This window comes from Pantoea sp. A4, from assembly GCF_000295955.2.
Classification (GTDB): domain Bacteria; phylum Pseudomonadota; class Gammaproteobacteria; order Enterobacterales; family Enterobacteriaceae; genus Pantoea; species Pantoea multigeneris.
This window is the reverse complement of the sequence record NZ_ALXE01000029.1, coordinates 92,666-114,081: the sequence shown is the minus strand read 5'-3', so window position 1 is coordinate 114,081 and position 21,416 is coordinate 92,666. Positions and strand designations below refer to the sequence as shown.

Genomic DNA, 21,416 nt, shown 5'->3' with positions numbered 1-21,416 from the left:
CCTCCGTGCAGGAAACGCCGTCGCGTTTCCTGCCGCTCCAGGTTAAAACTCCTTCTGTCCACCCAACTCAATCACCCGGTTGGGCGGGATGCGGAACTGCTCGTGAACCCGCAAAGCATTCCGCTGGAAGAAATGGAAGATCCCGCCTTTGATTCGCGCCAGCCCCTTGCGCTTTTTCATCACCAGCGTGTCATGGGAAGTAAAGAATGAGGCTTCGTTAACTGAACAGCCAAAGCCTTCCATGCCGCATAAATGCAGAATCTCCTGCATTGAGGGAACTTCATGCCAACCGTAAGCCGCCGTCACCTGCCAGAAAGTGGGTGAAAGTTGCTGCATGCTCAGGCGCTGCTGATTGTATACGCGTGGCGTATCAACGGTGCGGATGTGCAACAGCACGGTACGCGCATGTAACACCCGGTTGTGTTTCAGGTTATGCAGAAGCGCCTGCGGGATTTCGTACTCTTTACGCGCCAGGAAGATGGCGGTGCCTGCTACACGCTGAGGCGGATTGGCTTCCAGCGACTGAATCATCGCTTTTAAGCCTACGGGGTCATTGTCAAGACGGCGGATCAGGCGGATACGCTCACTGCTCCAGATCCACATAAACAGTAACATGGTAAACGCCAGCAACACCGGCACCCAGCCGCCGGAGAGCAGTTTCATCAGATTGGCGCTAAACAGCGTAACATCCACCAACAGCATCACAGCGAGGCAAACCAGCACCGCAGGCAAAGGCCAGTGCCAGTTTTTAAAGGCCACAATGCACACCAGGCACGCGGTCAACACCATCGTACCGGTAACAACGATGCCATAGGCCGATGAGAGCGCGGAAGACTGGCGGAATGCCAACACGATAACCGCCACGGCAACAAACAACAGCCAGTTCACCACCGGAATATAGATCTGCCCGGATTCGGTAGACGAAGTATAGATAATGCGTACCGGCGGTAAAAAGCCCTGGCGAATCGCCTGATGTGTCAGCGTATAGACGCCACTGATCACCGACTGAGCCGCAATCACTGTCGCCAGCGTCGCCAGCACAATCAGGGGGATTTGCCCCCAACCCGGGGCCAGGATATAGAACGGGTTTTGTACTGCTTCAGGTTGCGCCAATACCAGTGCGCCCTGCCCAAAGTAGTTAATCACCAGCGCTGGCATCACCAGCACTATCCACGCCAGACGTATCGGTTTTTTTCCCAAATGGCCCATATCGGCATACAGGGCTTCCGCCCCGGTCACCGCCAGCACAACCATGCCCAACGCCGCAAATGACAAGGCTTTATGGCTGAATAAGAATTCCAGCGCATAGGCCGGGTTGATCGACAACAGCACGGTCGGATTCATCATAATGCCCCGCACGCCAAGCAGCGCCAGGGTGATGAACCATACCAGCATAATCGGGCCAAAGATCCGGCTCACTTTTTCTGTGCCGTGTTTTTGAATCATAAACAGCCCGACCAGAATCAGCAGAGACAGCGGGACAATAATATGTGACAGACTGGGGGCCACCACCTCGATCCCTTCTATGGCTGAGAGCACCGAAATGGCCGGCGTAATGACCCCATCACCATAAAAGAAAGCACTGCCAATCAGGCCCATTAAGACGATGATTTGGCTGGCACGCGCCGATACATGCTGCCTGGCTAAGGACATCAGGGTCAAAATGCCCCCTTCGCCATCATGATCCGCTCGCATCACAAAGCAGACATATTTAAGCGTGACGATCAGCGTTAATCCCCAGAAAATCAGCGAGAGAAAACCCATAATGGCGGTCGGGGAAATGTGCCCATTTGGTAAGATCGACAGGCATTCCTTAAGGGTGTAAAGCGGACTAGTGCCGATATCACCAAACACAATGCCTGCCGCTGCCAGCATCGCAGCAGGAAGAGGCTGTTTATTTGCGGTCATAAAAAGTGATGATTCCCGTCAGTTGTTGAGCAGCCAAAAATCCAGACAGGTGAGAACCTTGCCACCTGTTCAGTCAGTATAAGCTGACATCTGCGCATCAGGTATGAAGATTAGACGGGGCCAGCAAAGTCCTTATCAAGCACTTTGCTGGCGAGTAGAAAGGGGGAAACTATGCGTATCAGGCGTTCTGTGTTTGCTGTTCATCCCGTGCTGACGTTGAGCAGCACAGCGCCAGAATCACCATGATTAACACCGGCAGCATCGCCATCCGCAACCCGGCATGTTCACCAATAAAGCCCAACGCAGGTGGCCCGACAAGAAACGCGATATAGCCTAAGGTGGCGGCAATCGTCACTCTTACCGCACTGTTTTTGCCTTCACCGGCGGCTGAGATGGTCAACGGGAACCCGAGGGAAGCGCCCATGCCCCAGAACAACACTGCCGCCGCCGCCAGCCATGCGTGGCTGGAAAAAATCACCAGCGCGAGTCCGATTGCGGCAGAGGCTGCGCTGGCACGGAGCATCCAGACCCGACCAAACAGCGCCACCAGAAAACCGCCCAAAAAGCGTCCGGCTGTCATTCCGGCAGTGAAACCCACATAGATCAATGTCCCTGCCGCTGCACCGAAGTTATGACCATCGATCATCAGTAACGGGATCCAGTCGTTGGCAGAGCCTTCCGCCAGCGCCATCGCCAGAATCACCACGCCCAGTAACAGCAACCGCCGATCGCGCAGCTGTGCTTTCACCTGTGTAAGATAATTTTCCTGCTGGGCATGTTCATCTTCAACCGGCTGCGACCAGGGAAACTGACGCCACATCATCAACGCCATCAGCACGGCTACCACGAACACAAGGCTAAAGTGCAGTGCGGTGCTGATATTCAGCGCTGTCATCGCCATGCCAAGTAGCGCGCCACACAGCGTGCCAAAACTGAAAAAGCCGTGCAGCGTGGTCATAATGGTCTGACCGCTGCTTTGCTCAAACGCCGCGCCTTCAATATTGATGGAAATATCAATCCAGCCCGTGCCTGCGCCAAACAACGCCAGCCCCAAAAACGCCAGCGCGGTGCTTTGTAACGCCAGGCCTGCCGCCAGCACCGGCAACCCCATCAGCAATAAAATAAACCCGGCGGCCATCACGGTACGAATACCAAACCGATGGGTCACTTTGCCCGCACTCAGTACCCCAAACAGAGAACCACAGGAAAAACCAAACAGGATCAAACCCATCAGCTCAGTGGATGCGTGTAAGGTGTCACGCATCGCTGGCGTTCGTGTTACCCAACTCGCCCAGCTAAATCCGGGCAAAAACATTAATCCATACAGCGCGGCTTTTTGCCGCCATAACGAAACCGACATGCTCTCTCCAGCGTCCTCAACGACAAAACCCAAACAATATGCATAAGATTTTGTGATAGTGAGTCATTGTAGCGACAAATTCCCTATGTCGCTCAAGGCAATCACACTGCCGGGAGGCCAAGATGCCCGCGCAAGGTCGCATGTTGATACTCAGTACGGAAAATGCCACGCTCCTGCAACAGCGGTACGACTTGCTTGAAAAAGGCGTCTGACGCGCCGGGCACATAGGGCGGCATGATGACAAAACCATCCACGGCCCGTTCCTGATACCAGAGAGCAATGCGGGCTGCTATCGACTCGGCGGTGCCTGCCACAATGAAACCACTGCGCGCCACCCATTTAGTAAACTGGCGCAGCGTCATATTCTCAGCTCTGGCGTGATTTAACATCGGTGAGAAACGCTCACGACGGCCCAACTGGGCTGCAATATCTGGCACGGGTTCATCCAGCGCGTGCTGCGACCAGTCGTAATCCATGGTGTTCGAAAGGTGTGTTAACGTTGCCAGCGGATGATGCAACTGCGTTAGCGCTTCTAACAGCTCATCCGCCTCTTTTTGTGTCGCAGCAATAATCGGTTGTAATCCTGGCAACACCTTCAGGCTGTCTGCTTGCCGCCCTTGCCGTTCAACCAGCGCTTTAAGGTTGGCGTAATAACTTTTGGCACTGGCAAGATCGGCTTTCTCGGCGGCAAAAATAACGTCGGCATGTCGCGCAGCCAGTTCAGTGAACGCAGTGGAACCTCCCGCCTGAATCGTGACCGGATGCCCCTGCGGTGGCCGGGAGAGATTCAGCGGGCCTTTAACCTGGAACCACTGATTATCGATATCGGCATAACGGATTTTTCTGCCATCCGCATACACCCCCTGTTCACGGTCACCTTTTATCGCATCATCCTGCCAGCCATCCCAAAGTTGCGTAACTGCCTGAATAAAAGCTTCCGCTTTCAGGTAGCGCTGGTCGTGGCTAAGCAGTTTCTGACCAAAATTGCGCGCCTCTGCGGCACTGGTGGAGGTGACGACATTCCACCCGGCCCGGCCGGCACTGATATGATCCAGCGTTGCCAGCGTGCGTGCAGTAGCAAAAGGGCTGGCAAATGAACTGGAAATGGTGCCTGCCAGACCAATCCGGTCGGTTACCGCTGCCAGCGCCGAGAGCACTGAAAAGGGATCGGGCCGTTCGGTGACACGATGCTGTACCGCATCGGCAAAGTGGTCAGCATAGATGTCATCCACCGAGAGCTTATCGGCCATGAACACCAGATCGAATTTAGCAGCCTCTGCCTGCTGCGCCAGACTTTTTAGCAGGCGGAAGTCAGCAGGATGAGGCACCTCAGGCAAACCTGGCATGCGCCAGCCCGCGTAGTGACACCCCGTAGTTTCAAGAAATAGCGCCAGGTGTAAGGACATCATCAAGCTCCCTGATGGCTAGCGGGTGGTTGGCTCAAATCAGTATCAAACCATTTCTCGGAAATTTTCTTTAAGGTGCCGTCGGCGCGCAGTTGCTGAATGGCCTGATCTACCTTTTTACGCAGCTCCTCACCGCGCGCATCTTTGCGGAACGGTAATGCAGCAGGTTTCACCCCAAATGGCTCACCAACGACCTTCAATGGCAGCCCTTTCTGTTTGATTTGGCCAAGCAAAATCACCTGCCCGGAGACAAAGGCATCCACTTTGCCCTGCGCCACCGCATTGGCGACCACATCCATCCCTTCAAAAGTCACCAGTTTGATCTGATTTTGCGGGTCAAACTCCTTTAATACGTTGGCGTAATTCGAACCCAGCTCCGCAGCTACGGTTTTGCCTTTCATATCCGCCAATCCGTGTATGTTGTAATTATCTTTACTGACGGCAAGCTGGGCAGCGGAATAGTAGTAAGGCGTGGTGAAATCATACTGTTTGCGCCGTTCCGGCGTATCGGCAAAGTTGCCCACCGTATCAATCTTGCCGGTTTGTAGCGATCCCAGCACCCCGACCCAGTCAGACATCACCCATTCAATTTTCAGGTTGGCTTTTTGGGCAATCGCCGTGATGATGTCAACGCTAAAGCCTTTAAGCTGGCCGTGATCGAGAAAGTTATGGGGATAGCCTTCCGGCGTCGCGCCAACGCGAATCACCTCCTGACCAGAGGCCGCCGTGTCGGTTTTATCACAACCGCTCAGTATCAGACCCGCCAACAAAATAACCCCGGTATGCAACAGCTTCATGGGTAAAACTCCTGTTTCAGTTGTTATAAGGTTTACCGACATACTTCTCTAAGCGCCGCTGCCCTTCTCCCAGCAGAATGGTCAGCGCCCAGTACACCAGCGCGACCGCAGCGTAAGCTTCAAAAAATTTCAGCGATTCGGTTGCCGCCAGTTTGCCCGCCGAAAGCAACTCGGTGACGCCCAGGGTAAACGCCAGCGATGAGTTCTTGATCAGACCAATGTAAACATTGCCGGTCGCGGGAATGGCATTACGACAGACCTGCGGCAACAGAATGCGCCAGCAGGCCACCGGCAGGCTGAGGCCGCTCGCCAGCGCCGCCTCGGTTTGCCCTTTATCCACCGAGTCGATCCCCGCGCGAAAAATCTCTGCCAGATAAGCCGATGTATTTAACGCCAGGCCGATAATCACCGCATAAATCGCCCCCATCGCGTTCAGCACCGGGAATAACTGTGGTAAACCAAAATAGATAATCAGTAATTGCACCAGTACCGGTGTACCGCGAAAGAAGGAGATATATATCGCAGCTAAAGATTTAAGCACCCTGCCACGGCGTAATAATACCGCCATAAACACACCAATCAGGGTGGATATCACCATCGCAGCCACAGAAATCACCAGGGTGACCGGGAGATAAGCCAAAATAACCGGAATCACCTTAAACATGTAAATCAAATCAAAATTCATCGTTCTTCATCTCAAATTTAAATTTCGTAATCATTGACAAAGGCACCAATACGGCTGTTTGCTTCATGATTAAAAAATTGTTCAGGGTTGCCCTGTGCGGTAATTTTCCCCTGTTCCATGAAAAACAGGCGGTCGGAGATTTCTCGGGCAAAGCTCATTTCATGCGTCACAATCACCATTGTCAGTTTCTGCTGGGCGATGTCAGAAATCAGCCGCAGCACGCCGCGCCGCATTTCAGGATCGAGAGATGAAGTCGGCTCATCCATCAGAATGACTTCAGGCTGTAGGCTTAGCGCACGAGCAATACCTACCCGCTGCTGCTGTCCGCCAGACAAGGTTGCTGGATAGGCATCCGCTTTACTACTGAGTCCCACCGTGTTGAGATAATGTAATCCCTGTTCCCGCGCCACCCTGGCACTGAGTTTTTTGCCATATCGCAGCACTTCTGTAATATTTTCCAACGCCGTTTTGTTGCGAAATAAATTATAATGCTGAAACACCATTGACGTTTTTTGTCGGATTTGATTGATCTCTTGATGGCTTATTTTCGCCATATCGACGTTAATGTCAGCAATCGTCATTTTCCCACTGTCTGGCTTGACCAGTAAATTAAGCGATCGCAGCAGCGTCGACTTTCCCGATCCTGAAGGGCCGATAATTGAGACCACTTCCTGCGGTGCCACAGAGAAATTAATATCAGCGAGCGCCTGAAAGGTATGAAATCTTTTATTTATTCCCTGAACACTTATCATCATTTCCCCAAATGGCCATTAACCACACGGGAGTGATTATCATAATTCAACCGGGGCAAACAAAATGCTTTAACAGGGAAAGGTTATGCAGGGAAACACAATGTAGCAGGGCCAGGCAGTCGTCATTGCCTGGCCCATGTAATTACTCAGTCCGTGGAATGGCCACGCTGAGAGTCATTTCCACCTGACGGAGATCGCGGTAGAGGCTCACCATATAAAGCAGTATCACCACGGAAAACGGCAGGCCACAGAGTACCACCGCCGTTTGCATCGCGCTGAAGCTGCCCGCGGATAACAGACCAGCACACACCAGCGTGGTCACCACCGCCCAGAAAATGCGTAGCCATGCGGGGGCATCATCACTGGCTGTCCCGCCGACGCTGGAAAGGTTCGCAATCATCAGCGTGCCAGAATCCACCGGGGTCAGGAACAAAACAAAACTGATTACCACGGTGAAGCCAGCAATCGCCGTGGTCCAGGGCAGGTATTCAAACAATTTAAATAGCGCCATCGGGGGATCGCTAATGGCAATCTGCCCCAGCAGATGTTGACCGCCTTCAAGCACCAGATTAATCGCCGTATTCCCAAACAACGACAGCCAGGCCAGGGTGAAACCCAGCGGGATCAACAGTACGCCAAAGATCAGCTCACGAATGGTACGGCCTTTGGAAATACGCGCAATGAACAAACCGACAAACGGTGCCCAGGCAATCCACCAGGCCCAGTAAAACAGGGTCCATGCGCCCTGCCACGCCTTCGCTTTACCGTACAGATAGACATCAAAACTGCGGTTTACCAGTGATGTCAGGTAGTCACCGGTATTTTGTAACAGCCCGTTTAGCAAGGTGAGCGTCGGTCCGGTCACAAAGATGAAGAACAGCAGCAAGCAGAGGAACACCACATTGAGGTTAGAGAGCATGGCAATCCCTTTCTCGACGCCGGACACAGCCGCCAGCGTCGCTACCGCCATCATCACCACAATTAAAATCAACAACACCTGGGTATTCTGCGGGATGTGGAACAGATAATTGAGCCCGGAATTCACCAACAGCGCCCCGATACCAAGGTTGGTCACCATCGAAATCACCGTGACCAGAATGCCAAAGCTGTCTACCAGATGCCCAGGCCAGCCATGAATACGGTGGCCAAACAGCGGATAGAGCGCCGAACGCAGTGCCAGCGGTTGCTCACGTCGATAAGCAAACCAGGCCAGCGCCGTCGCAATCAGCGCATACAGCGCCCAGCCGTGTAACCCCCAATGGAGGAAGGTAATCGCCATCGCCTGTCGGGCCGCGGCAACCGTGCCTCCCTGGCCTTCAGGCGGTTCGAGGAAGTGATCCAGCGGTTCGTAAGCGCCATAGTAAACCAGCGCAATACCGATACCGGCAGAGAACAACATCGCAACCCAGGAAACATAGCTAAACTCAGGTTTTTCATCTTCGCGTCCAAGCCTGAGATGGCCGAAACGCGACAATGCTAACCAAAAGACAAACACCATACACACCACCATCAGCAGCATGTAGTACCAGCCAAACACATCTGACACCCAAAGCTGGGCTTTATTTAGCCATGCCTGGCTTGCCTGGGGATAAAGAACAATCAGGAGGCTGAGCAGCAGAATAACGCTGGCTGAGCCAATAAAAACAGGGAGATTTACACGTATAGGTGGTTGAGTTTCTTCAGTTTGTTGACTTATCACTGTCATGTTGAAGGTTCCGAGTTCTGAGTGGTAAGAGCCGCTCTTGCTACATCGAATATGACAACTGGCGACATTTATATGACACTTTTGCAGCATATTCGCTATTGATTGATCATTCAATCAATGAATAAAATAAAAGCCTGAACCCTACGGAGAGAACCCGGTGCGCAAAGAAATTCCAGAACAGCGCAAACAGCAGCTGATTGAAGCTGCCTTTGAAGCAATACGTAATGTCGGCCTGGCAGGCGTCACGATGTCACAAGTGGCTAAGCTGGCAGGCATGTCCACGGGTCTGGTCAGCCACTACTTCGGTGATAAGCACGGCCTGCTCCACGCCACCATGCGCACAATCCTGCGGGATTTGCAGCTCGCGGTGGCGGAATGTCGCCAGCAGGCAGAAGGCGATCCGCAGTCGCAGCTGTACGCCATCATTGATGGCAACTTCGATCCCAGCCAGACCAATGAAACCTCAATGCGGGTCTGGCTCGATTTCTGGGCCGCCAGCATGCACTGCGACGACCTGCGTCGCTTGCAGCACATCAACGATCATCGTCTGTTCTCGAATATCTGTTATCAGTTTGCTCGCGTGTTCCCCCAGCAACACGCCCGATCTGCCGCACGCGGCCTGGCAGCGATGATCGATGGCCTGTGGCTGCGTGGCAGCCTGACAGGTAATCAGTTTGATGTAGAAAAAGCCCGCTTAATTGCGCGTGACTATGTCACGCAAAAACTTTCAACTCACTCTGTGGAGAAAGCACACTAATGGCAAAGTTTCCCCTGCAACAACTCTATATTGATGGCCGGTTATGCGATGCCACCGGGAATCAAACATTCCAGACCTTCAACCCTGCCAATGGCGAATTGCTGGCAGACGTACAGGCAGCTAGCGAGGCGGATGTTGAGCGTGCAGTGGAGAGCGCAATCCGAGGCCAACGCATCTGGGCCGCGATGACAGCCACTGAACGTGCCCGCATCCTGTTGCGTGCCGTAGAACTGCTGCGCGAACGCAACGATGAACTCGCCGCGCTGGAAACGCTGGACACCGGCAAACCGCTGTCAGAAACCCAGGCCGTGGATATCGTGACCGGCGCAGACGTGCTGGAGTATTACGCCGGCCTGGCAACGGCGATTGAAGGGCAACAGTATCCGCTGCGTGACAGCAGCTTTTTCTACACGCGCCGTGAACCGTTGGGCGTCACGGCCGGGATTGGTGCCTGGAACTATCCGATTCAAATCGCCTTGTGGAAGTCCGCTCCGGCGCTGGCCGCCGGTAATGCCATGATTTTCAAACCTAGTGAAGTCACCCCACTGACGGCCCTGAAGCTGGCGCAAATCTACAGCGAAGCGGGCTTGCCTGATGGCGTGTTTAACGTGCTACAGGGCGTAGGCGCACAAGTCGGACAATGGCTGACTGAGCATCCTAAAATTGAAAAAATCTCCTTCACGGGCGGGGTGGAAACCGGCAAAAAAGTGATGGCCAGCGCAGCGGCGTCGAGCCTGAAAGAGGTGACCATGGAGCTGGGCGGAAAATCACCGCTGATTATTCTGCCAGATGCGGATATCGAACAGGCTGCAGATATTGCCATGATGGCTAACTTCTACAGTTCCGGCCAGGTCTGCACCAACGGCACCCGGGTATTTATTCATCGTTCGCAGAAAGCGGCCTTTGAGCAGGCGTTGTTGGTACGTGCTCAGCGCATTCGTCTGGGCATGCCGACCGATCCCGCAACCAACTTTGGTCCTCTGGTCAGCTTCTCACACATGGAAAAAGTGCTGCACTACATTGAACTGGGTAAACAGGAAGGCGCAACCCTGCTGACCGGCGGCCAGCGTGAAACCCGTGGTGAGTTCGCCAACGGTGCCTTTGTCCAACCCACCATCTTCACCGACTGTACTGACCACCAGCGTATTGTGCAGGATGAAATTTTTGGCCCGGTGATGAGCATTCTTACCTGGGATGACGAAGAGGAAGTTATTCGTCGTGCCAACGCAACCCACTTTGGTCTTGCCGCTGGCGTTGTTACGCAAAACCTGGCCAGTGCCCATCGCATCATCCACCAGATTGAAGCCGGTATTTGCTGGATCAACAGTTGGGGAGAATCTCCGGCGCAGATGCCGGTAGGCGGTTACAAACAGTCGGGGGTCGGGCGTGAAAACGGCATTTCCACCCTGGCACACTACACGCGTATCAAGTCAGTTCAGGTCGAACTCGCGCCCTTCAGCTCAGTGTTTTAATCCAAGGAGACTGCAATGACCACCATCAGGGAATATGACTACATCATCATCGGTGCCGGTTCTGCTGGCAACGTCCTGGCAACGCGCCTGACTGAAGATCCGTCTGTGTCGGTGCTGTTACTGGAGGCCGGAGGCCCGGATCATCGCCTTGATTTCCGCACCCAAATGCCCGCCGCGCTGGCTTACCCACTTCAGGGCCGCCGCTATAACTGGGCCTACCTGACCGATCCTGAACCCCATATGAACAACCGTCGCATGGAGTGTGGTCGTGGCAAAGGGCTGGGTGGATCTTCGTTGATCAACGGCATGTGTTATATCCGTGGGAACGCGCTGGATTACGATAACTGGGCGCGCCAGCCTGGGCTGGAAAACTGGAGCTACCTCGACTGTCTGCCCTACTTCAAAGCGGCAGAACGCCGTGATATTGGCGGCAATGATTACCACGGTGAAAGCGGCCCGGTGAGCGTCACAACCCCTAAAGCCAGCAAAAACGTCCTGTTCAACGCCATGATCGAAGCCGGTGTACAGGCGGGCTATCCTCGTACGGATGACCTGAATGGCTATCAACAGGAAGGCTTTGGGCCGATGGACCGGACGGTGACGCCACAGGGTCGCCGGGCCAGCACCGCACGCGGTTATCTCGACCAGGCACGATCGCGCCCTAACCTGACCATTGAAGTCAATGCGCTGACTGACCGTATCTTGTTTGATAACAAACGCGCCACTGGCGTGCTCTGGCTGCACGAAGAGACAAAGCATCAGGCGCGGGCGCGCCGTGAAGTCTTGCTGTGTGGCGGTGCTATCGCCTCGCCACAAATTCTGCAACGCTCCGGCGTAGGCCCGGCAGAACTGCTGCGCAGCCTGAACATTGATGTCGTGCATGATTTGCCCGGTGTCGGGGCCAATCTGCAAGACCACCTGGAGATGTACCTGCAATACGAGTGCAAACAGCCTGTTTCCCTGTCACCGGCATTGAAGCTACACAATCAACCGGCGATCGGGGCGGAATGGTTGTTTAACGGCAGTGGGATCGGGGCCAGTAATCAGTTTGAGGCTGGCGGCTTTATTCGCTCGGATGAAGAGTTTGAGTGGCCAAATATCCAGTACCACTTCCTGCCGGTGGCGATTAACTACAACGGCTCCAACCCGATTAAAGAGCACAGCTTCCAGGCGCATGTGGGCTCGATGCGTTCACCAAGCCGAGGCCGCGTGCAAATCCGCTCGAAAGATCCCCATGAGCACCCGAGCATTCTGTTCAACTACATGGAACACGAGCAGGACTGGCGCGAATTTCGTGCCGCCATCCGCATCACACGTGAAATTATGCAGCAACGCGCGCTGGACCCGTTCCGTGGGCGGGAGATTTCACCGGGTGCAGACGTCGTAACCGATGAGCAGTTAGATGCCTTTGTGCGCGAACATGCAGAAACGGCCTATCACCCTTCGTGCTCGAATGCGATGGGGTATCACGAAATGGCAGTCGTAGGTAATGACGGTAAAGTGCATGGCATGGAGGGATTACGCGTAGTCGATGCCTCGATCATGCCGCAAATCACCACCGGGAACCTGAACGCACCAACCATCATGATCGCCGAAAAAATTGCCGACATGATTCGCGGCCGTCCACCGTTACCGCGCGTTGAAGTCCCTTACTATGTGGCGAATGGCGCACCGGTAAAACGTGCGTAATACGCGACAACAGGCAGCCCGTTTGCAGGCTGCCTGTTAATTCTCACCGAAAGAGCAGTACGCACTTTCTTCACCTGTAGCAGCCGCATTGCTCCGCGATCCGTATCACATCAGAGCATGATAAGATAAACGCCTCTTATTCAGCCCCTTATCTTTATCGCATCAGGAAACCAGATGGATCTCATCGGTATTATCATGTCAGCCGGGAAAGCCTCGGTGAATGTGGCGCTTTACACACTTATTCCAATCATGGTGGTCATGTTGATTATCATGCGCTACCTGGAAAATCGCGGCATTCTTGATCGAATCGTCCACCTGATGACGCCGCTGCTACGTCCGTTTGGTGTCACCGGCATGGCTATCTTCGCGCTGATTCAACTGAACTTTGTCAGCTTTGCCGCCCCGTTGGCCGCACTGGCGGTAATGGAAAAACGCGGCATCTCCGATCGCCATATCGCGGCGGCCCTGGCGATGTTATTTGCGATGGGTCAGGGTAACGTGTTCTACCCGCTCATCCCCTACGGCCTCCACATGGGCGCGGCGGTGGCTATCTCCATCGTCGGCGGCTTATGTGCTTCCGCCCTCACCTGGCATGTCGTGGGGCGAAAGCTCTCATCCGCCACCCTGGCGCGTGATGAAGATGAACTGATGCAGGAGAAGAGTAATACCGGGTTGATCGCGATTATTAATGGCGCAGGTGCCGATGCCATTCGCCTCTCTTTAGGCTCAGTGCCAATGCTGATTTTGTCACTGACGGTGGTCGGTATTTTAACGCAGGCAGGTGCGATTGATGCGTTAACGCGCGCGCTGACACCGTTACTCAACTGGCTGACCATTCCTACGGTCTTTGTCCTTCCCGCGCTGACCAAATGTCTTGCCGGGGGAACGGCCTATTTCGGCGTGCTGAGCGATTTAATTCACAAAGGAATGGTGAATGTCCACCAGATCAATGCGTCTGCCGGACTGCTGATCCAGACCTTTGACCTGCCCGGTGTGGGCATTTTCCTCGGCCTCGCGCCGCGTTTCGTACGGCTGTTTCGCTTTGTCATTCCTGGCGTAGTTGTCGGCATCGCACTGCGCGCCGCGCTGCACATGTGGATTTTCTGACGGTATGCCTGATCTGGATGCGCTGTTGCTGGCGCTGGAAAGCGCTACGCATTCACTGCTGAAACTGCCCCGGTGTACTGCCCATCACTTCACGGAAAGCGGCGGTAAACGCTGCCGGGCAGGAGAACCCGAGTTGAAAGGCGATTTGTTTCAGTGAAATGCCATTCGCCAGCAGATCCAGCGAGGCATAGATACGCGCCCACTGCTTCCAGCCACGCAGCGTAAAGCCGGTATCTTTCACGAACTGTCGTGAAAAAGTACGTTCTGACATGGTCGCCAGCTCGGCCAGTTGGCTGAGTGAGGCGTGCCAGTTATTGTGCATCATCATTTCCAGTGCAGCACGATGCAGGCGGCTGTCCAGCGGCATCGGCAGTGCGGCTGGCAAGATCTCCGTTTCACTCAAGACCTGCAACAACAGGCTTGCCATCAGGCGATGACTTTCAGCGTTATAGCTGTGATCAAACATCCCGGCGATCAGTTGACGAAACAGATTGGTGACCGCAATAACATGCACCTCATCACGCGCCTTAAAATCCTGGCACAACGCAATAAACGGCGGCTCAAAATACACCGTTCGCAGTTCAGTGCGGGAAAACACGTTAAAGGTGTGCTCAACGTTGGAAGGCAGCCACAGCGCGCGCTGCGGGGGGATCACCCAACGCTTATTTGCGGACTCCACCAACATCACACCGGTGATGGCAAACAGTAACTGCCCCTGCGGATGTGAATGCGGTAGGCGAATATCTCCGCGCTCATAGGTACGGGCAAGGCATCCCCAACCGGGCTGGGTATTTACTTTTGGCGTGTCATCTATCTTGTTTGGCATTTCGCATTCTGAAATTACATTTAACATGGTTTCTCTGGCGCGATTGGCACCAGCACGCTTGACCTGACTTGGCTTAAGTCAGACAAGTCCTGAAACCAGTGTAGAGGTGAACAGGGCATAAGGTGAAGCGTGATTTTTTGGAAAACAGGGGCTATGGCCTCACCTGCTAACGGAATCTTACTATGTCTCTAACCTCAACCAACGCGCACGCTGCGTCGCCCAACCAGGAAACTGATGCTCAACAGTTACTGGTGAGTATTGTCGGTGCGGTAGCCATTTCACATGGCTGCAATGACTTCCTGCAATCGATGCTGCCGTCGATCTATCCGATGCTGAAAGACAGCTACAGCCTGAGCTACGCACAAATTGGCCTGATTACGCTGGTCTTCCAGATCACCGCTTCGCTGCTACAGCCGTGGATTGGTATGTACACCGATAAGCATCCGAAGCCGCTGCTGCTGCCAGGCGGCATGGTGGTTTCACTGGTGGGCGTCGGCCTGTTGGCGATGGCCTCAAGTTTCGGCCTGATCCTGCTTGCCGCCGCGTTGATTGGCGTCGGCTCCGCGACCTTCCACCCTGAAGCCTCCCGCGTGGCGCGCATGGCCTCTGGCGGACGCTATGGCACCGCACAGTCTACATTCCAGGTCGGCGGTTATATCGGCACGGCTATTGGGCCACTCGCGGCGGCGCTGCTGATTATTCCTCATGGTCAGATGTCGGTCGCCTGGATGATGCTGGTGGCGCTGTTAGCCGTGGTGATCCTGTCGGTGATCAGCCGCTGGACGGTTAAACATGGCCACGCCAACATGAAGAGAAAAGGCGGTGCCGCACTGCGCCAACTGTCGCGCAAAGAGGTTTGGCAGGCGCTGGGCGTAGTGGGCATTCTGATGCTGGCGAAGTTCACCTATATCTCGTCGATCAGTACCTATTACAGCTTTTATCTGATGCAGCGTTTCAACCTTACCCTTGAACACGCACAGTACTACCTGTTCAGCTTCCTTGCGGCTGTGGCGATTGGCACCTTTGTGGGTGGCCCGATTGGCGACCGTATTGGGCGCAAAGCCGTGGTATGGATCTCTTTTCTCGGTGTGATCCCGTTCGCACTGCTGATGCCGCACGCGAACCTGATGTGGACCGTGATCCTCACCATTTGCATCGGTCTGGTGCTGTCATCCGCCTTCGCAGCACTGGTTGTCTATGCGCAAGAAGTGGTGCCCGGACGCACCGGGATGGTGTCCGGCATTATGTTTGGGACCATGTTCGGCATTGGCGGTATTGCCGCAGCGGCACTGGGCAAGTTTGCGGATACCTGGGGGATTACGCTGGTGTATAACGCCTGCGGCTTCCTGCCACTGCTCGGATTTGCCACGCTCTTGATGCCTGAAACCCGTCTGAAAAAACAGTGATACCCGGTGGCGAGCACCTTGTGCTCGCTACGCCTTGGTTGTCTGCCTGCTTCTCACCTTGCCGATCACGGAAAATAGGAATAGCGATTAAACACATGTAGCGGGGTTTTCACGCTGGCTACGGCTTCCCCCCGCCGCATTCGGTTGACCAGCTCAAGACAGTGTTGGATTTCCGTACGGATATCATGTCCCAGCACAATATCCATCTCACCGGACTCCAGTAACAGGCGGCTCTCTTCACTCAGCTCGTGACCGATAAAGATCACGTTCTCCTGCAACTGATACTCTTTTAGCGCCCGCGCCACACCACGATTCCCCCCCGCCATGTTATAAATACCCACCATCGGCGGATTGCTCGCCAGGAATTTTTTCACGCTCTGATAAGCCCCGTCTGACTCATCATTGATATTTACGCGCTCGACCACGTTCAGCCACGGGAACTGTTCACGCAGCACGCGACGAAACCCCACTTCCCGCTCTTCCTGCGTGCGATAGGTTGAACTGTAAACCAACAAAATATTGCCGCTCTGCTGGGGTAACAATCGGCCCATAAACCATCCAGCGGTGGCGCCAGTACTGATTTGGTCAATACCAATATAGGCCGAACGCCGGGAGTTGGGCAGATCGGTAGACAGGCAGATGACATGCACGCCGTTATCCACCGCCTCGCGCACGGCTCGGTTCACTTTGAGGTGATCGCGCGAGACTAAAATGATGGCTTCACACTCACGCGCCCGTCGTGTAATGGTCAGACTGAAACGATCCGCATCAACCTGCACATTGGGCACACTGTCCAGCGTAAAGCTGATATCCGGGCGAGCGGCAATCAGCGCCCGCGCCTCTTTTTCCACCAACGTCAGGAAGCCGGAACCGGCTTCACAAATAAAAGCAATTCGCCGTTTTTCCGGGCTTAACTCCCCTACGGCCTCCGGTTTTCCCAGCCGAAACAAGGCCGCCTCCACTTTTTTACGCGTCGCTTCTCGTACACCAGGGCGACCATTAAGGACGCGATCTGCGGTGGCGGTACTGACTTTTGCCTCTGCGGCAATTTGGCCTATGGTGGGATTTTTCCATGATGGTTTCGCCAGCATCACTGTTTTCCTGATTGTCTAAACCTCATTCAATGCATGAAGCATAACAAATAGATCGCAAAAAAAGAAATCAAGCAATCTATTGATGCGTATAGATAAAGTTCATTTTGATGTTAATTAAATCAAATAAATGTGTGATTTAAATCATTATTTAAAACATAAAACATCACATTGCTTTGACTTCATCTCCCGCCAGGCCGATTAATGACGTCACATTTCACCCCTTTGCCATTGCCTGATGCAGTGGCCGTGATTGTCAGGAGCCGTTATGTCTACCCAAGCAGTAACCAAAACCGCCAACCCCGTACGCTGGGGGATCGTCAGCACCGCCAATATCGCCTGTGCCCGAATTATTCCGGCCCTGCTGGCGAGCAGTAACAGTGTTATCCACGCCATTGCCTCACGTTCGCAGGCGAAGGCCGCCGAAAAAGCGGCTGCGTTTGGCATTCCGGTGGCTTATGGCTCTTATGAAGCGTTGCTCAACGATCCCCAGATCGAAGCGATTTATGTCCCACTGCCCAATGACCAGCATGTGGATATGGTGTTAGCCGCAACCGCCAGAGGTAAGCACGTACTGTGCGAAAAACCGGTGGCTTTGAACGCCGAACAAGCTCGCCGACTGCTGGATGTGCCGCAACATCTGGTGGTGGCGGAAGCGTTCATGGTGCGCCATCACCCACAGTTTGCCCGCCTGCGGACAGAGTTGCGCAGCGGCCGTCACGGCAAACTGCAAACCGCACAGATCCTGCTCTCTTTCCTGCTGGATAACCCAGGGGACTTCCGCTTCGACGTCACCAAAGGAGGCGGAGCGCTGTTTGACCTCGGGTGTTACACGGTCATGACGGCGCGTTATCTGCTGGAACGCCAACCTGAACGGGTGTTCTGTTCCATGGTGCGCTCCCCGGTCAACGGCACCGATGAGCAGACCCACGCGATCCTCGATTTTGGTCACGGCCAACAGGTCACGCTGAGCGTGGGCCTGAAGCAGGCTGCGGCACAACGCGTACAGGTCGTGTGTGAAAAATCGCTGCTCGACCTGAATGCACCTTATGTGCCCAGCCAGGGATCGCCCGCCACATTGAGTATCAGTAGTCACGCCGGGTTGGATGATGCCGCCTTGCAGCCAGAAGCCCTGCCGGTGGTTGAACAATATCAGTGCGAAGTTGAGCATTTTTCCCGTGCGGTACGCGGGGAAGTACAGCCTGAGTTTGGCATTAACGATGCCATTGAACAGATGCAGGTCATGGATGCGCTATTCGCCTCTGCGGCCTCGGGCCAATGGGTCAAGGTTTAAGGAGACGGCATGAAACAGATCAATATTGCCATTATCGGCGCAGGGATGATTGGTGCAGCACATGCCAGCGGCTACCGCAGCCATCAGGCGCGGCTATCCACGAGCCAGCAACAATTCGTACTCCACACGGTGTGTGATGCACGTGAATCCGCCGCCGCTGAACTGGCCGCTGTCTGGGGTTTTGCGCATGTTGCCACTGACTGGCAGGCGGTAGTCAACGATCCCGAGATTCAGCTCATCAGTATTGCGTTGCCTAATTTCCTCCATGCCGAAGTGGCCGCCGCTGCATTAAAAGCGGGTAAGCATGTGCTGTGTGAAAAGCCGCTGGCGTTAACTGCCAAAGAGGCCTGGGAACTGACCCAACTGGCGCAGCAGAGCGACAGCATTTGCGGCAGCGTCTTTAACTATCGCCGCATCCCGGCGGTGGCACAGATTAAACAGTGGGTGGATGCCGGTGAAATCGGCAACTTACAGCATCTGCTGATCCAGTATCAGTGCGGCTATGCCGCCGATCCGCAGCTTCCTTACAGCTGGCGCTACCGCCAGCAGACGGCAGGTGGAGGTGCGCTGCATGACATTGGTGCTCACGCGATTGATATTGCTCGCTTTATTGCCGGAGATGTCGAAACCATCAATGGGGCATGCAGTAGCATCACCATTCCCCAGCGTTTCGTGGCATTAGGCGCAAATGCGGGTCATAGCCATGTGGCGCTGAGCAACAAGAGTGAAACCGTCGATACCGATGACATCGCTTCCTGCGTCATGCGCTTTACCTCCGGGTGCCAGGGGCTGTTCTCCGCCAGCCGCGTTACGGTGGGCATGGGTAATACCCTCTCCTTCACGCTCACCGGCAGCACCGGGACTATTCAGTTTAATTCGGAGCGACCGGGCGAGTTTCAGATCAGTCGCTTTGGCCGTGAAAACGGTGCCTTTGTCACCGTGCCGAACCAGCCCGCTTTTCCTTATCTCAGCCAGTGGATACCGGTGCCCCATGACGGTGTCGCGATTGGCTATGCCGAAGGCTTCGGCTTCATGATCGCCGAGTTTATGCAGGCGGTCAGCGAAAACCGTCCGTATCGCAACGGCACCTTCTCTGACGGCTTTGCCGTTGCCCAGATACTGGAAGCGATCCAACGTGCTGCTGAGCAGCAACGTCCCGTCGCTATCCGTGAACTCACGTTTTAACCGGGGATACATTATGTTGAAAGTTGCTGTTATCGGCGCAGGCCGAATTGGTCAGATTCATGCAGGCAATATTGCAGCTCACCCGCAGTGTCAATTGGTCAAAGTCACCGATGTCTATGCACCCGCTGCTACGGCACTGGCGGAAAAACTGGGGGCACAGGTTGCGACGCTGGATGAGATTTTAGGCGATGCGAGTATCGACCTGGTCGCGATCTGTAGCGCCACCGATACCCATGCCGATTTAATCGAAGCCGCAGCCCGGGCCAAAAAAGCCATTTTCTGCGAGAAGCCGGTGGATTTAAGCCTCGAACGGGTGCGCCGCTGTCTGGCGACCGTGCGCGAACACAACGTGCCGCTGATGGTCGGTTTCAACCGCCGCTTTGATCCCAGCATGGCGCAACTGCGTGAAAGCTTACGGGCGGGTGAAATCGGGGCCACTGAAATCGTCACGATCAGCTCACGTGACCCCGGCGCGCCGTCTCCCGAATATGTGAAAACCTCCGGCGGGCTGTTCCGCGATATGACCATCCATGACTTCGACATGGCGCGCTGGCTGCTGGATGAAGAACCGGTGTCGGTGTTCGCCTCAGCGGCCGCATTAGTGGATGAAAAAATCGGAGCTGCGGGCGATGTGGATACTGCGGTGGTGACCCTGACCTGTGCCAGCGGAAAAATGGCGGTGATCACCAACAGCCGCCGCGCCAGCTACGGCTACGATCAGCGCATTGAAGTTCATGGCAGCGAAGGCATGTTAGCGGTAGTCAATCACCCGGAAACCAGCCTGGTGAAATCCGTCGCAACCGGCGTGATCGCTCAAAAACCGATGCACTTCTTCCTGCAACGCTACGGTGATGCCTACCGCAACGAACTGGCCGCGTTCATCGATCAGCTTAGTAAAGGCACTGCGATTGCACCGGGTGGCGAGGATGGATTACAAGCCCTGTTGCTGGCGGATGCCGCACTGGAATCACTGAAAACCGGCAAACCGGTTGCGCCAGGAGCACTCTGATGCATATCGGCATGGTTACTGACAGCCTGGCGCAGCTCAGCACCGATGAGGTGCTCCATACCGCCGCCGAACTGGGACTGAAATCGGTCGAATTCTGCTGCGGCAACTGGAGTGCCGCACCACACCTGAATCTGCAACAGCTATTGAGCAATACCAAAGCGCGCGAAGACTTCCACGCCAGAGTGCGCGATCACGGCTTGACCATCTCGGCCCTCAACGCCAGTGGCAATCCGTTGCATCCTGGAAAAAGCGGCGCGGAGCACCATGCCTGTGTGGAAGGCACGCTGGAACTGGCTGGCAAGCTGGGAGTGGAACGGGTGGTGATGATGTCTGGCTTACCCGGTGGACCGGGCGATCAATGGCCGAACTGGATCACCGTAGCCTGGCCCCCCTTCTGCGCCCAAATTCTCGACTATCAGTGGAACGACGTGGCGATCCCGTGGTGGAAACAGACGGTGCGTACCGCTAATCAGCACGGTATCGAGAAGCTGTGCATTGAGTTCCACGGCGGGCAACTGGTCTACAACTTGCCGACGTTCTGGCGTCTGCGTGAGGCGGTGGGCGAGACGGTGGGCGTTAACTTCGACCCCAGCCATCTGTTGTGGATGGGTGCCGATCCCCTGGCCTGTATTGATGAACTGGGCGATGCGATTTATCACGTCCATGCAAAGGATACGTCGATTAACCCCCGTCGGGCAGCGCTGAACTCACGCCTTGAGTCACAGCAGCGTGCCCATCCGCGTGAACGTAGCTGGAACTACGTCACGCTGGGCTACGGGCAGGATGAGCGGTGGTGGAAGCAGTTCTGCTATCAGCTGCGTCTGGTGGGATATGACGATGTGCTGAGTATTGAACATGAGGATGCGCAGCTCTCCCGCCTGGAGGGAATACGCAAATCGGTGGATCTGTTGCAGCGCACGCTGGCAGCGGAGCCTTCTGACTATCAACTGCCGGATATCGGTTAATT

18 protein-coding genes are annotated in these 21,416 nt (G+C 54.8%); 9 read left to right on the top strand and 9 right to left on the bottom strand.

Translation table 11 applies throughout. The annotated features are described in order from the left end of the window. Positions 1-42: 42 nt before the first annotated feature. The 7 genes from kup to B880_RS0114970 all read right to left on the bottom strand — a co-directional run bounded on the left by kup (position 43) and on the right by B880_RS0114970 (position 8,613). A complete protein-coding gene (gene kup / locus B880_RS0115000) occupies positions 43-1,908 on the bottom strand; it encodes a low affinity potassium transporter Kup (protein ID WP_017348256.1) in 1,866 nt (621 codons plus the stop codon). 178 nt (positions 1,909-2,086) lie between these two features. Next, entirely contained in the window at positions 2,087-3,268 is a 1,182-nt protein-coding gene (locus B880_RS25095; RefSeq protein ID WP_017348255.1) for an MFS transporter, read from the bottom strand. Positions 3,269-3,369: 101 nt separating this feature from the next. Continuing rightward, the gene (locus tag B880_RS0114990; RefSeq protein WP_017348254.1) at positions 3,370-4,677 is read right to left on the bottom strand and encodes an NtaA/DmoA family FMN-dependent monooxygenase; all 1,308 of its coding nucleotides are present in this window, start codon (positions 4,675-4,677) and stop codon (positions 3,370-3,372) included. Beyond that, positions 4,677-5,471 carry an amino acid ABC transporter substrate-binding protein gene (locus tag B880_RS0114985; protein WP_017348253.1) on the bottom strand — a complete coding sequence of 265 codons (795 nt, stop codon included), beginning with the start codon at positions 5,469-5,471 and terminating at the stop codon, positions 4,677-4,679. The genes B880_RS0114990 and B880_RS0114985 overlap by 1 nt, the downstream gene beginning before the upstream one ends. 16 nt (positions 5,472-5,487) lie before the next feature. Next, positions 5,488-6,156 (bottom strand): amino acid ABC transporter permease, encoded by a 669-nt coding sequence (locus B880_RS0114980; RefSeq protein ID WP_017348252.1) that lies wholly within the window; start codon positions 6,154-6,156, stop codon positions 5,488-5,490. 17 nt (positions 6,157-6,173) lie between these two features. After that, a complete protein-coding gene (locus B880_RS0114975) occupies positions 6,174-6,908 on the bottom strand; it encodes an amino acid ABC transporter ATP-binding protein (protein WP_026042677.1) in 735 nt (244 codons plus the stop codon). A 142-nt stretch (positions 6,909-7,050) separates the two neighbouring features. Further along, complete coding sequence (locus B880_RS0114970; protein ID WP_017348250.1) at positions 7,051-8,613, bottom strand: BCCT family transporter; 1,563 nt, start codon at positions 8,611-8,613, stop codon at positions 7,051-7,053. A 157-nt stretch (positions 8,614-8,770) separates the two neighbouring features. On the opposite strand from B880_RS0114970, the gene betI reads away from it, so the two are divergent. From betI to B880_RS0114950, 4 genes are all read left to right on the top strand, one after another. Further along, on the top strand, positions 8,771-9,370 hold the full coding sequence (gene betI, locus B880_RS0114965; protein ID WP_017348249.1) for a transcriptional regulator BetI: 600 nt from the start codon (positions 8,771-8,773) through the stop codon (positions 9,368-9,370). Continuing rightward, positions 9,370-10,842 carry a betaine-aldehyde dehydrogenase gene (gene betB / locus B880_RS0114960; protein ID WP_017348248.1) on the top strand — a complete coding sequence of 491 codons (1,473 nt, stop codon included), beginning with the start codon at positions 9,370-9,372 and terminating at the stop codon, positions 10,840-10,842. Before betI ends, betB begins: the two co-directional genes overlap by 1 nt. Before the next feature lie 15 nt (positions 10,843-10,857). After that, the gene (gene betA / locus B880_RS0114955) at positions 10,858-12,531 is read left to right on the top strand and encodes a choline dehydrogenase (protein WP_017348247.1); all 1,674 of its coding nucleotides are present in this window, start codon (positions 10,858-10,860) and stop codon (positions 12,529-12,531) included. A 174-nt stretch (positions 12,532-12,705) separates the two neighbouring features. Beyond that, the gene (locus B880_RS0114950; protein ID WP_017348246.1) at positions 12,706-13,638 is read left to right on the top strand and encodes a nucleoside recognition domain-containing protein; all 933 of its coding nucleotides are present in this window, start codon (positions 12,706-12,708) and stop codon (positions 13,636-13,638) included. Between the two features lie 52 nt (positions 13,639-13,690). Here the strand turns inward: B880_RS0114950 and B880_RS0114945 are convergent, their stop codons facing one another. Continuing rightward, positions 13,691-14,464, bottom strand: coding sequence for an AraC family transcriptional regulator (locus B880_RS0114945; RefSeq protein ID WP_017348245.1), 774 nt, complete (start codon positions 14,462-14,464; stop codon positions 13,691-13,693). Positions 14,465-14,646: 182 nt separating this feature from the next. Between B880_RS0114945 and B880_RS0114940 the strand changes: the two genes are divergently transcribed. Then, positions 14,647-15,870: an MFS transporter gene (locus B880_RS0114940; RefSeq protein ID WP_017348244.1), complete on the top strand. Its 1,224-nt coding sequence runs from the start codon at positions 14,647-14,649 to the stop codon at positions 15,868-15,870. Positions 15,871-15,935: 65 nt separating this feature from the next. Here the strand turns inward: B880_RS0114940 and B880_RS0114935 are convergent, their stop codons facing one another. After that, positions 15,936-16,961: a LacI family DNA-binding transcriptional regulator gene (locus B880_RS0114935; RefSeq protein ID WP_017348243.1), complete on the bottom strand. Its 1,026-nt coding sequence runs from the start codon at positions 16,959-16,961 to the stop codon at positions 15,936-15,938. A 268-nt stretch (positions 16,962-17,229) separates the two neighbouring features. Between B880_RS0114935 and B880_RS0114930 the strand changes: the two genes are divergently transcribed. Genes B880_RS0114930 through B880_RS0114915 form a run of 4 tightly spaced genes read left to right on the top strand, consistent with a single transcriptional unit; the run spans position 17,230 to position 21,414 of the window. Further along, entirely contained in the window at positions 17,230-18,255 is a 1,026-nt protein-coding gene (locus B880_RS0114930; protein WP_017348242.1) for a Gfo/Idh/MocA family protein, read from the top strand. Positions 18,256-18,264: 9 nt separating this feature from the next. After that, positions 18,265-19,440 (top strand): Gfo/Idh/MocA family protein, encoded by a 1,176-nt coding sequence (locus B880_RS0114925; protein ID WP_017348241.1) that lies wholly within the window; start codon positions 18,265-18,267, stop codon positions 19,438-19,440. A 13-nt stretch (positions 19,441-19,453) separates the two neighbouring features. Next, entirely contained in the window at positions 19,454-20,449 is a 996-nt protein-coding gene (iolG, locus tag B880_RS0114920; RefSeq protein ID WP_017348240.1) for an inositol 2-dehydrogenase, read from the top strand. Continuing rightward, the gene (locus B880_RS0114915; RefSeq protein WP_017348239.1) at positions 20,449-21,414 is read left to right on the top strand and encodes a sugar phosphate isomerase/epimerase family protein; all 966 of its coding nucleotides are present in this window, start codon (positions 20,449-20,451) and stop codon (positions 21,412-21,414) included. Before iolG ends, B880_RS0114915 begins: the two co-directional genes overlap by 1 nt. Positions 21,415-21,416: the final 2 nt, after the last annotated feature.